This is a genomic window from Achromobacter sp. 1011791174 (assembly GCF_059760925.1).
This window is the reverse complement of sequence record NZ_JCBANH010000021.1, coordinates 14665-26652: the sequence shown is the minus strand read 5'-3', so window position 1 is coordinate 26652 and position 11988 is coordinate 14665. Positions and strand designations below refer to the sequence as shown.

Annotated in this window: 8 protein-coding genes and 1 pseudogene; 5 read left to right on the top strand and 4 right to left on the bottom strand. The window is 66.4% G+C overall.

All coding sequences use genetic code 11. The features are described from left to right. Nucleotides 1-30: 30 nt before the first annotated feature. A complete protein-coding gene (locus tag AC6LJ5_RS10260) occupies nt 31-783 on the top strand; it encodes an amino acid ABC transporter ATP-binding protein (RefSeq protein ID WP_498140400.1) in 753 nt (250 codons plus the stop codon). A 244-nt stretch (nt 784-1027) separates the two neighbouring features. Next, a complete protein-coding gene (locus AC6LJ5_RS10255) occupies nt 1028-2842 on the top strand; it encodes a flavin monoamine oxidase family protein (protein ID WP_498140399.1) in 1815 nt (604 codons plus the stop codon). A 165-nt stretch (nt 2843-3007) separates the two neighbouring features. On the opposite strand, the gene AC6LJ5_RS10250 is transcribed toward AC6LJ5_RS10255, so the two are convergent. Continuing rightward, a complete protein-coding gene (locus tag AC6LJ5_RS10250) occupies nt 3008-3940 on the bottom strand; it encodes a YicC/YloC family endoribonuclease (protein ID WP_498140398.1) in 933 nt (310 codons plus the stop codon). 201 nt (nt 3941-4141) lie between these two features. On the opposite strand from AC6LJ5_RS10250, the gene rph reads away from it, so the two are divergent. Further along, entirely contained in the window at nt 4142-4879 is a 738-nt protein-coding gene (gene rph, locus AC6LJ5_RS10245; protein WP_103274523.1) for a ribonuclease PH, read from the top strand. An 85-nt stretch (nt 4880-4964) separates the two neighbouring features. Here the strand turns inward: rph and AC6LJ5_RS10240 are convergent, their stop codons facing one another. Together AC6LJ5_RS10240 and AC6LJ5_RS10235 are read right to left on the bottom strand one after the other, a co-directional pair. Further along, complete coding sequence (locus AC6LJ5_RS10240; protein ID WP_392411106.1) at nt 4965-6341, bottom strand: MmgE/PrpD family protein; 1377 nt, start codon at nt 6339-6341, stop codon at nt 4965-4967. After that, complete coding sequence (locus AC6LJ5_RS10235) at nt 6338-7498, bottom strand: acyl-CoA dehydrogenase family protein (RefSeq protein WP_103274522.1); 1161 nt, start codon at nt 7496-7498, stop codon at nt 6338-6340. Before AC6LJ5_RS10235 ends, AC6LJ5_RS10240 begins: the two co-directional genes overlap by 4 nt. A gap of 222 nt (nt 7499-7720) precedes the next feature. Between AC6LJ5_RS10235 and AC6LJ5_RS10230 the strand changes: the two are divergent. After that, a pseudogene (locus AC6LJ5_RS10230) lies at nt 7721-9160 on the top strand (methyl-accepting chemotaxis protein); the annotation flags it as partial. Nucleotides 9161-9307: 147 nt separating this feature from the next. Here the strand turns inward: AC6LJ5_RS10230 and AC6LJ5_RS10225 are convergent. Continuing rightward, nucleotides 9308-11164 carry an EAL domain-containing protein gene (locus AC6LJ5_RS10225; RefSeq protein ID WP_392411099.1) on the bottom strand — a complete coding sequence of 619 codons (1857 nt, stop codon included), beginning with the start codon at nt 11162-11164 and terminating at the stop codon, nt 9308-9310. Nucleotides 11165-11334: 170 nt separating this feature from the next. Between AC6LJ5_RS10225 and rdgB the strand changes: the two genes are divergently transcribed. Then, nucleotides 11335-11958, top strand: coding sequence for an RdgB/HAM1 family non-canonical purine NTP pyrophosphatase (gene rdgB / locus AC6LJ5_RS10220; RefSeq protein WP_498140397.1), 624 nt, complete (start codon nt 11335-11337; stop codon nt 11956-11958). Nucleotides 11959-11988 lie beyond the last annotated feature (30 nt).

The window sequence follows — 11988 nt, the reverse complement described above, 5'->3', positions numbered from 1 at the left end:
CATTTTTCCAATCCCACGGAGGTCCGCGCCATGAATGCTCCCATGCCAGCCACGCCCGCAGTGCAATTGCGCAAGCTCAACAAGCATTTCGGCGATTTTCATGTCTTGAGGGACATAGACCTGCAGGTCGGGGAAGGAGAGCGCGTGATCGTCTGCGGTCCTTCCGGTTCGGGCAAATCCACCATGATCCGGTGCGTCAACGGCCTGGAGGGCTATACCGACGGCGAGATCCTGTTGCATGGGCAGGCCTTGCCGGAATCCGGCGAGGCGTTGTCGCGCGCGCGCCGGGATGTGGGCATGGTGTTCCAGAATTTCAACCTGTTCCCCCATCTGACTGTGCTGGAAAACTGCATGCTGGCCCCGGCGCACTGCCTGGGCGTGTCCCGGCAGGAGGCGCGGGAACGTGCCGAGCTTTACCTGGACCGTGTGCGCGTGGCCAACCAGGCCGGCAAGTATCCAGGCCAGCTGTCGGGCGGCCAGCAGCAGCGCGTCGCCATCGCCCGCGCGTTGTGCATGCACCCTCGGATCATGCTGTTCGACGAACCCACGTCGGCGCTGGATCCGGAAATGGTGAAGGAAGTGCTGGACACGATGCTGACGCTGGCGGCCGACGGCATGACCATGATCTGCGTCACGCACGAGATGGGCTTCGCGCGGCAGGTGGCCGATCGGGTGGTGTTCATGGACCAGGGCGCGGTGGTGGAAACCGGGACGCCGGAACAACTGTTCGGCGCGCCGGCGCACGAACGCACGCGGCGGTTCCTGGAGCAGATCCTGCATTAAGGAGCACGGAGCGGCCACCGACGCATCAACGCCTGATTAGCGTGGTTTTTATTATATTGATGCGCGCGAATATAATCTCCGAAATGGTTCGATGATATCGTTCTAATGGCGGTTATGTTTTATTATCAGAATAATCAATAATCATTTTAGATTCATTTTCCTGGTGTGTGGACCTAGCATAGGATCAGGTCGCTGGTGATATGCCGGCGTCTGTTCTGCCATTATCAACCTCAAGGAAAATGCAATGTCTTCCATACCCGCGCGCACCCTCAGAACCCCTCGGGCAAGGAGCACGGATGTCACCGCGCTCATCCCGGATTTTCCCTTTGAATATGGAAAGTTCCTGGACCGATCCGGCAGGAACGCACTGTGCACTGTTGCCAATGCCCATTATGGCAAGCAGGTCCTGGTCGTGGGCGCCGGAGTATCCGGAATGGTGTGCGCCTACGAACTGATGCGCATGGGCCTGCATCCCGTGGTGCTGGAGGCATCCGACCGCATTGGCGGTCGCCTGTATTCAAAGAAACTGGGAAATCCGGGCGATGGGGTTATCTGCGAACTGGGAGGCATGCGATTTCCCGTATCGGCCAAGGCGCTCTTTCATTATTTTGAAAAGGTGGGCGTGAAAGCCAATATGGGGGATTTTCCAAACCCCGGGACGGAAGCCGCGATCAGCACCGTTGTCGACTACCTGGGCGAGCCACCCGTCTATTACGAGGCCACGGGCAACGATTTTCCGAAGCCTCCCGAGTACGCCCAGATAGAAGAAGAATTCTTCACGACTTTTCTCGGCGGCGAGCCCTTCCATTTCGCCGAGATGGAAGCGGCCATGACGGAAGGCTCCATCGATCTCGTCAAGATAAAAACGCTCTGGAACAAGATCGTCGACGATAACGGCGCAACCTGGGACGACAAGAGCTTCCTTCGCGCCCTGCAGGAACTGTCCGGCTGGGACGAGGCGCAGATCAATCTGTTCGGCCAGATCGGCTTTGGAACGGGCGGGTGGAACACTGATTTCCCCAACTCGATCCTGGAATTGCTGCGCGTCATCTATGGCGGCCTGGACGCCGATCACCGGCTGGCCTATGACGGGGCCTCCAGCATGCCCGAGCGCTTGTGGTCCATGCCCGCGAGCACGCTGGGCGATGACGTGGCGCACTGGCCCGCGGGTACCAGCGTGGAAACGCTGACCCGGCAGGCGATGCCCGATCCGTTCTGCAAGGAAGTCCGGCATATCGCGCCCAAGCCGGGCGGCGGCTTCACGGTGAAGTTCGTCGACACGCGTACGCAGGAGGCGTTCAGCCGGGAATTCGACTGCGTTGTCTACACGCCCCATGTGCGCGTGCTCGACAAGCTGCGCTATGCCGATGGCGCCGCGAGCCTCGAGCAGATGAATCCGCTGCTGCCCGAGGGAACGTGGGAGGCGGTGATGAATACCCATTACATGCAGTCGACCAAGATCTTCGCGTCGACGACGACGCCGTTCTGGGAGGAACGCGATCCCGTCGACGGCAAGCGGAAAATGAGCGTCACCCTGTCCGACCGGCTGACCCGGGGCACCTACCTAGTGGACTATGGCCCCAGCCTGGGCGCCTACCGGGGCAGCGGAATGTTCCTTTCCTATACATGGAATGACGATGCGCTCAAATTCCAGGGGCATCTTCCCGCCCCGGAAACGCTGTGCACCAATCTGCTGGAATCCATCTATCCAAAGGCCGACATCAGCGGTTTTTACGCAGGCTCGGATACCTTCGCGAAAATGAGTTGGGAAAATGAGCCCCATTATCTTGGCGCGTTCAAGATGAATTTGCCTGGGCAGTATGAATATCAGCGGAGGATATTCTCCCAATTCATGCAGGGCATTGAAGACAATGCGCCGTATGGATTCATCCTGGCGGGCGACGATGTGTCGTGGACGGGAGGGTGGGCCGAAGGGGCCGTGACCACAGCGATCAATGCGGTTCACAAGGCCGCCGTCCTGTTTGGCGGCGGCAGCCAGACCGGCAATCCCGGCCCGATTGATGCTTGGGACACGCTCAAGCCCATAGTGCGGTCTTGATCCGCCGTTTGCATTGAACCCGAGGCCGCTCACGGCCTCATGGCGATCGCTTGGGATGGTTTTCTTCTGGCCTTGTGCACCGGGGCGTGATGCCTCGGTGCATTTTTTTGCCGTGTGCATGCGTCGCTGCCCGGAGGAGCGGCAGTTCTCGCTAACCGCCGCGCCTTACTCGATGTTCTGGGCCTGTTCCCGCATCTGCTCGATCAGCAGCTTCAGATCCATGGCCGCGCGCGTCACGTCCATGCTGCCGGCCTTGGAGCCCAGCGTATTGGCTTCGCGGTTCATTTCCTGGAACAGGAAATCCAGCCGCTTGCCGGCGCTGCCGGCGTTCTTCTTGCCCGACGCCGGCTTGCCGCCGCCGTCGCCCAGCAGGTGGCGCAGTTCTTCCAGATGCGAGCGCAGTCGCGACAGCTCTTCGGCCACGTCGATGCGCAGCGCGAACAGATTGGCTTCCTGGGCCAGCCGTTCGGACAGCTCGGCGCCCGAGATGTGATTGAAGCCGCCGGGGAAGGCGGTTTCCACGCTCTCGCGCAGCTTGGCGGCCAGCTTCTCGCGATGCTCGGCCAGCAATTGGGGCAGGTGGCTTTCCACGGTCTCGACGATGCGGCCCACGCCGTCGGCGCACTCGCGCATCATCGCGGCCAGGCGCAGGCCTTCGCGCTCGCGGCCCTCCTGCAACTGCGTCAGCGCCTGCTGGGCGGCCTGCAGGCAGGCGGCGCCCCAGACCTGAGGATCGAGCGCGTCGTTGCCGCGTTGGCCAGGCCAGTTGAACAGTTCCACCAGGCGGGGCGAGGCGATGTCCGGCAGGATGCGGCGCGCGGCCTGCAGCTGCTCGGACAGCGTCTCGAGCCAGGCCGGGTCGAGCCGGGACATGTCGGCGCTGGCATTGCGCGTGAAGGACACGCGGATCTCGACCTTGCCGCGCGCCAGTTGCGCCGTCAGCAGTTCGCGCAGCGGCGTTTCCACATGGCGCAGCTCGTCGGGCAGGCGGAAATACAGGTCGAGGAAGCGGCTGTTGACGCTGCGCAGTTCGAGCGCCAGCGTGCCTTGCTCCAGGTCTGCCTTGGCGTTGCCGAAGGCGGTCATGCTGCGGATCATGGTGTGTCTATCCTGTTCTTTGCCGGAGGGATGGCGCGTCGCGGCCGCCTGCACAGGGCGTTCGCGGGCGCACGAGCGCCAATATCGCGGCAGGATACTCCATGCCGCCGCATTTTGCGGTGTTACCGGGCAGGGCGCCGGGTTTCGTCCGGACGCAAGCCCTTACAATGCCGCCATCTGAATTCTTGCCTTGGAGTCATCGTGACCACAACCCCCGCCATTGCCCGCCCGTCTGGCCGCGCCGTCGACGAATTGCGCCCCTTCAGCCTGGAGCGCGGCTTCACGCGCTATGCGGAAGGCTCCGTGCTGGTCAAGGCCGGCAACACCCATGTGCTGTGCACGGCCAGCGTGCTGGAGAAGGTGCCGCCGTTCCTCAAGGGCAAGGGCGAGGGCTGGGTCACGGCCGAATACGGCATGTTGCCACGCGCCACGCACACGCGCGGCGATCGCGAGGCCGCGCGCGGCAAGCAGAGCGGCCGCACCCAGGAAATCCAGCGCCTGATCGGCCGCAGCCTGCGGGCGGTGTTCGACATGCGCGCGCTGGGCGAGCGCACGCTGCACCTGGACTGCGATGTGCTGCAGGCCGATGGCGGCACGCGCTGCGCCAGCATCACCGGCGCCTGGGTGGCGGCGTCCGACGCGATCGCGCTGCTGATGAAGCGAGGCGACCTGGCCGCCAGCCCGATTCGCGACGCGGTGGCGGCGGTGTCCGTGGGGCTGGTGCAGGGCCGCCCGGTGCTGGACCTGGATTACGAGGAAGATTCGGCCTGCGACGCCGACGTTAACGTCATCATGACGGGCGGCGGCGCGTTCGTGGAAGTGCAGGGCACGGGCGAGGGCGCGACCTTCACCCGCGCAGAGCTGGACCGTATGCTGGAGCTGGCCGAGGGCGGCATCGCCGGGCTGGTGCGGGCACAGCGGGCCGCGCTGGCCGGCTGACTCAACCTTTGAGCGGGCTGGCGCGCGATGCGTGGCCAGTCCGTGACAGCCCAGGCCCGTTCCGGGCTGGGCCGTCCCGCCGGCTTCAACCCAGCAGCTGCCCCAGGGTCTGCGCCTTTTCAAGGCTCCACACCGTGTCGATCAGCGTGCGCAGTTCGCCTTCCGTGGCGGCGTCGGCGTAGCGTCCCAGGCGCAGCGTCTTGTCTTCGATCTCGGCGCGGGACAGCGTGTTGCCGGGATCGCCCTTGGGTTCGTCCACGCGGCTGCGCAACTGGCGCCCGTCGCGGGTATGGACCGTGACCTTGCCGATCCAGCGCTGGGGGTAGGCGGCGTCCACTTCGGGATCCAGCTCCATTACGACGCGTTGGCGGAACGCCGCCACCCGTTCATCGTCCAGTCCGGCGTCGAATTCCGCCAGCCCGGCGCGGCCCTGCAGCGCAACCAGCGCCAGCACCGTGCCCATCGAGAACTTGGATTGATGCACGGTGCGCGGATCGGTCACCGGCCCCAGCACGTCGATCGCGCCCTGGTGCACGTGCGTGACCACGCGCTCGATATCGTCCGGGCTCAGTCCATGCTCGCGCAGCGCCTGTTGCAGCGCATCGGCCGCCGGATGCGTGTGGCGGCAGGAGGCGTGGTACTTGAACGAGGTTTCGGCCAACGCCCAGCGCGTGCCCAGCCGGTCGCACAGCTTGGACGGATCGGCGTCGCGCGACATGCCCGCGGCCATGCCCTGGGGGCCTTCCAGGATGTGGCGGGCGCCGGTGAATCCGTCGCGCGCCAGGTAGGCGGCGGTCAGGCCGTCGGCGGCGGCCTTGGCGGTGTGCAGCTGCTTGGAATCGGCGGCGTCGCGCAGGAATTCCCATAACCCGGCCGCCTGGGTGCCGGCCGAGCCCAGCGCGTGCAGCATCTGCCCGGCGTCCAGGTTCAGCAGCCGGCCCACGGTGACGGCGGCGGCGATGGTGCCGGCGGTGCCGGTGGTGTGAAAGATCTTGTAGTGCGAACGGCCGAGAAATTCGCCGACGCGGATGCCGACCTCGTAGCCGGCCACGGCGGCGGTCAGCAGGTCGCGTCCCGAGCGCCCCAGCGCCTGGGCCACGGCCAGCGCTGGCGGGAACACCACGGCGGCGGGGTGGAACACCGAGCCGTTGTGCACGTCATCCTGCTCGACCACGTGCGCGGCGGCGGCATTGACCATGGCCGCGAACAGCGGCGTGGTGCGCCGGCGGGTGATCAGCACCTCGCTGGGGCCGTCGGCCGGGCCCATGGCGGCGGCATAGCGCTCGATCGCCAGCACCGCTGGCGCCGAGGCGCCAGCCAGGATGGAGGCCAGGCAGTCCAGCAGCAGATCCTCGGCGCGCCGCAGCACCGGCGCGGGAATGTCCTCGTAGCGCAGCCCGGCCGCGAAGGCGGCCAGCTCGGCGCTCAGGTGGGGGGTGTGGGAGGCGTTTGTCATCGTCAGAAGGAGCGGGGCAGGCCCAGAATGTGTTCGGCCACGTAGGACAGGATCAGGTTGGTGGAGATCGGCGCCACCTGATACAGACGGGTCTCGCGGAACTTGCGCTCCACATCGTATTCGTTGGCGAAGCCGAAGCCGCCGTGGAACTGCAGGCAGGCGTTGGCTGCTTCCCAGGAGGCGTCGGCGGCCAGCAGCTTGGCCATGTTGGCCTGCGCGCCGCAGGGCTCGTGGGCGTCGAACAGGCGGCAGGCTTCGAAGCGCATCAGGTTGGCGGCCTCGACGTTGACGTAGGCGCGCGCGATGGGAAACTGCACGCCCTGGTTCTGACCGATGGGGCGGCCGAACACGGTGCGCTCCTTGGCGTAGGCCGCGACCTTGTCGATGAACCAGTAGCCGTCGCCGATGCATTCGGCGGCGATCAGCGTGCGCTCGGCGTTCAGGCCGTCCAGGATGTACTTGAAACCCTTGCCTTCCTCGCCGATCAGGTTCTCGACCGGGATTTCCAGGTTGTCGAAGAACAGTTCGTTGGTCTCGTGATTGACCATGTTGGGAATCGGGCGCACCGTCATGCCGTGCTTGATCGCGTGGTGCAGATCCACCAGGAAGATCGACATGCCCTCGGACTTGCGCGTCACCTGATCCAGCGGCGTGGTGCGCGCCAGCAGGATCATCAGGTCGGAGTGCTGCACGCGCGAGATCCAGACCTTCTGGCCGTTGATCACGTAGCGGTCGCCTCGGCGCACGGCGGTGGTCTTGATCTTGGTGGTGTCGGTGCCGGTGGTGGGTTCGGTCACGCCCATCGACTGCAGGCGCAGCTCGCCGGTGGCGATGCGCGGCAGGTATTCGCGCTTCTGCGCCTCGGAGCCGTGGCGCAGCAGCGTGCCCATGTTGTACATCTGGCCGTGGCAGGCGCCGGAATTGCCGCCGCTGCGGTTGATTTCCTCCATGATGACCGAGGCCTCGGTCAGGCCCAGGCCGGAGCCGCCGTATTCCTGGGGGATCAGCGCGGCCAGCCAGCCGGCCTCGGTCAGCGCGCGGACGAATGTCTCGGGATAGCCGCGTTCTTCGTCGATCTTGCGGAAGTACTCGCCGGGGAACTGGGAACACAGGTCGCGCACGGCTTCGCGGATGTCCTGGTAGGCGTGGGAGGCTTGGGGCATGGGGGCTTCTTGGATCGTGATGGATGGAAATTCGGTACAGGATGGACTGTGCCGCAAGGCGCCGGGGCTGCCAATTCACAATTCATTAACACGGCCTTGCTCCGCGCCTAAGCGCGCGATCATGACAAGGGTTTGTCATGCAAGGGGCCGGGTTGTGTCAAGAATTTGCCAAACTGCGTCCGCATAATCATCCGCGATGTGCCCTGGAGGCAGGGCGATAGGATGAATATGCGGAAGAATCTGAGAGTCACCACGGCCTTGTCGGCGATCCTGGCCTTGTTCGTGGTGCTGTTCGCGGCGGCCGCCGCCGCGGGCATCGCGGTGCTGCGCGACAATCGCGCCGATATTGAAGCGCTGGGCAAGGGCAGCATCGAGCGCGCCAGCGACCTGGCCGACATGACCAGCCGGCTGTTCCAGGCGCGCGCGGCGCTGACCGATGCCAAGACGGCGATGGAAGGCGGGCTGGAAGAGGCGCGCAATGCCTCGCTCAAGCAGTCCGAGACCCTGCTCAAGCAGGCCGCCGACAGCCTGGCGCGGCTGCGCGCCAATCCGGACGCCAGCGCGCAGGGCGCGCCGCTGTTCGACCAGATGCTGGCCGCCTATGCGGCCTTCGCCGACCAGACCCTGGCGCCCATGCAGAAGGCGATACAGGGCTGGAACGGCATCGAGGTGAATCGCCTGGTCGACAAGGTGCTGCCGGGCAGCGGCAGCGCCTACGTCAGGCAGGCCGAGGCCTACCAGGCCTATGCCCGCCAGCGCGGCGAGGCGGCGGTAGCCGGCGCCAGCGATACCCTGGCCAGGGTTATCCTGGTGGCGGCGGTGGTGCTGGGGCTGGTGGTGCTGCTGGCCGTGCTGATCCGGCTGGCGTTCCGGCGCGGCATCCTGCGCCCGCTGAACGAGGCCGGCGCGCATTTCGACCGCATCGCCGACGGCGACCTGACCGGCGCGATCGCGCTGCGTGGCGACAACGAGATCGGCGTGCTGTATTCGGCCATGCGCCGCATGCAGACCGGCTTGACCGAGGCGGTGGCCTCGGTGCGCCACGGCGTCGAGGAGATCCATACCGGCTCGGGCGAGATCGCCGCGGGCGGCGCCGACATGTCCGACCGCACCGCGCGCCAGGCAGGCTCCTTGCAGGAAGCCGCCGCCAACATGACGCAACTGGCGCACACCGTGCAGCTGACCGCTGGCAACGCCGACCAGGCCAGCCGCCAGGCGCAGAGCGCCACGCAACTGGCCCAGCGCGGCGGCCAGGCGGTCGACGAAGTGGTGCAGAGCATGCGCGGCATCGCCGACAGCGCGCGGCGCATCGGCGAGATCGTGGGCGTGGTCGACAGCATCGCCTTCCAGACCAATATCCTGGCGCTGAACGCGGCGGTCGAGGCAGCGCGCGCCGGCGAGCAGGGCAAGGGCTTCGCCGTGGTGGCGGGCGAGGTGCGTTCGCTGGCCCAGCGCAGCGCGCAGGCGGCCAAGGAAATCAAGGGCCTGATCGACGATTCGGCGGCGCGGGTCGAGGCCGGCGTGCGTCAGGTGGGCCTGGCCGGCGACACGATGCGCGACATGATGGTGTCGGTGGACCGCGTGACGCAGATCGTGGCCGAGATCTCCAGCGCCACGGCCGAGCAGGCCGCGGGCATCGCCTCGGTCAACCTGGCCGTGGCCGACGTGGAGCGCTCCACGCAGGAGAACGCCGCCATGGTCGAGCAGACGGCGGCGGCGGCTGCCGCGCTGGAAAGTCAGGCGCAGGCCCTGCGGCGCGCCGTGGCGGTGTTCCAGATCGCCGAAGGCGAGGACGAGGCGCGGCAGGCCTCAGCCGCCGGCGAGCTGCGCCAGGGATCCGCCGCCATAGCGCTCGCTCACCAGCGACAGGTTCCCATGCTTGACCTTGTGCTTGACGTGCGCGGCGGCCGACGCGATGTCCTCCGGGCGGATGCGCTCGCATAGGGAAGGCGTGACCGTCAGCGCGCCCACGCCGAGGGTCACGAAGGGGAAGAAGCGCGGCACGCCGTAGCGGTCCTCGGCCTCGATGCCGCCGTTGCGGCGGCCTTCGTCGTCGTAGAGGTCCATGGCACGGTCGTTGAATTCGGCGATGATGCGCTGCACCCGCTCCATCCAGTCGGGGCTGCGCAGCAGCACCACGAAATCGTCGCCGCCGACATGACCGACGAAGTCGCGCAGCGGATCGCAATGCCGCTTGATGACCTCGGCGGTCAGCAGGATCATGTCGTCGCCGCGCCAGTAGCCATAGACGTCGTTGAAGGGCTTGAAGTTGTTCAGGTCGCCATAACAGACGGTGAAGTCCTCGGCGTCGTCCAGCAGGGTGGCGATGTGCCGGCTGATGGGGATGTTGCCGGGCAGCGAGGTCAGCGGGTTGGCGTAGCGGGCGGCCTCGATGCGCATCTCGGTGACCGAGCGCACCAGCGTCTCGCCGGTGGCCAGGCCGTCGTAGCGGCCGTCGCGGGTGATGATCAGCCCGTCCATCAGGTAGCGCTGGTCTTCGGAGATCAGTACGTGGCTGAGCTGGTCGATCGATACGTTCAGATCGACCAGCACCGGCTCGCCGTTCATGAAGGTGGAGCAGGTGTCCCGGCCGAACAGCTCGCGCGTGTAGCGCTGCGCGTAGTGCTCGGAGAAATCGCGGCGGTTGATGATGCCGACCGGGCGGTTGTCGGCGTCGATCACGGCCACGGCGTGCAGGTGCTTGTGTTCCATGAACAGGCGGTGCACGTCGTCATTGGTGTGCTTGTCCAGCAGGGCGGCGGGCGCCTCGACCTTCAGGCTGGCGGCGGTGCCGCCCGCCGAGCGTTGGGCCAGTGGCGTGGGCGTGCGCACCCGCAGCGAATCGCGCAGCGGCTGCGTCAGCTCGGTCAGCAGCGCCTCTTCGGGGCGGCCCAGCAGCCAGCCCTGGGCGTAGCGGATGTCCAGCTCGCGCACCACGGCCAGGTCCTCGGCCGTCTCGATGCCTTCGGCCACGATGGCGGTGCCCAGGTGCTGGGCGACCTTGAGGATGGCGCGCACCATGTTCTGCTTGCGGTCGTCCTGGCCGATGCCACGGAAGAAGTAGCGGTCGATCTTGACCAGATCGGGCTGCATCTCGGCCCACAGCTGCAGGTTGGAATTGCCCACGCCGTAGTCGTCCAGCGCGATGCGCATGCCGTAGTCGCGCAGGCAGGCGAAGGCGCCGCCCAGCGCGGCCATGTGCTCGGACAGCGGATCCTGCTCGGTCAGCTCGACGATGATGCTGGTGGGTTCGAGCGCGCAATCCTTGAGCAGCCGCAGCGGCATTTCGTCGCCCCACAGCGTCCAGTAATGGATCAGGGCGGAGCCGGACAGGTTCAGGAACAGCTTGCCCTGGGCACGTGCTTCATGGAAGCCATGGGCGCCGGCGCGGAAGCTGGCCAGTTCCAGCTGGGGATGCAGGCCCTGGCGGCGGGCCTCGGCAAACAGGGCGTCGGGAAAGTGCAGCGCCGAGTCCAACGGGCCGCGGATCAGGCTTTCATGGCCGTAGATGCGGCTTTGGGCCAGGTCGATGACGGGTTGGAAGCGGGGTTGCAGGAGGCGTTCGCGCAAGATGCCGGCCAGACTGGCGTGACCAGACCCCACTGCCGGAATGGAATGGGGAGCGCCGGCCGCAACCGGCCGGGGCAAAGCGTGAAGAGAGTTCATCGCCGGTGCGTCAGATACGATCAGTGACAAGATTATCCATAGTGACAATAAAATATGTCGGTCTTGTTGCGCGATTGCCATATTCATCATTCTTCCTGCGCTGGCGCAACAGCGGCATGGCACGCCGGGGCGGGCAGGGCGGCGGCGGCCGGCTCCCTTACAATGCCGCCATGACTTCCCCCAAGATTCCCGAATCGCTGCGCCGCGTGGTGCTGGCGTCCAACAATGCCGGCAAGCTGCGTGAGTTTTCCGCCTTGTTCGCCCCGCTGGGCATGGAGCTGGTGCCCCAGGGCGAGCTGGGCGTGCCCGAGGCCGAAGAGCCGCACGTCACCTTCATCGAGAACGCGCTGGCCAAGGCCCGCCACGCCAGCCGCCTGACGGGGCTGCCGGCCCTGGCCGACGACTCCGGCCTGTGCGTGGCCGCGCTGCAGGGCGCGCCCGGCGTGTATTCGGCGCGCTACGCCAAGATGCATGGCGGCGAGAAATCCGACCTGGCCAACAACGCGTTGCTGGTCCAGAAGCTGGCCGGCCTGGCCGACCGGCGCGCCTGGTACGTGGCGGTGCTGGCGCTGGTGCGGGCCGAGAACGATCCGTGTCCGCTCATCGGCGAAGGCCATTGGCATGGCGAGATCATCGACCAGCCCGAGGGCGCCAACGGCTTTGGCTACGATCCGCATTTCTACCTGCCCGACCTGGGCCTGACCGCCGCCTCGCTGGACCCGGCCGAAAAGAACAGCGTCAGCCACCGCGCCCGCGCGCTGCGCGAGCTGCTGGGCAAGCTCAACCAGGCCTGAGCGGCGCGCCGCCCTTCCTGCATTCGCATC

Bases quoted from the DNA above. Each gene is read 5' to 3' on its own strand.
- AC6LJ5_RS10255 (WP_498140399.1), top strand. From the start codon at position 1,028: ATGTCTTCCATACCCGCGCGCACCCTCAGAACCCCTCGGGCAAGGAGC.
- AC6LJ5_RS10250 (WP_498140398.1), bottom strand. From the start codon at position 3,940: ATGATCCGCAGCATGACCGCCTTCGGCAACGCCAAGGCAGACCTGGAG.
- AC6LJ5_RS10235 (WP_103274522.1), bottom strand. From the start codon at position 7,498: ATGCCCCAAGCCTCCCACGCCTACCAGGACATCCGCGAAGCCGTGCGC.
- rdgB (WP_498140397.1), top strand. From the start codon at position 11,335: ATGACTTCCCCCAAGATTCCCGAATCGCTGCGCCGCGTGGTGCTGGCG.
- AC6LJ5_RS10260 (WP_498140400.1), top strand. From the start codon at position 31: ATGAATGCTCCCATGCCAGCCACGCCCGCAGTGCAATTGCGCAAGCTC.
- AC6LJ5_RS10225 (WP_392411099.1), bottom strand. From the start codon at position 11,164: ATGAACTCTCTTCACGCTTTGCCCCGGCCGGTTGCGGCCGGCGCTCCC.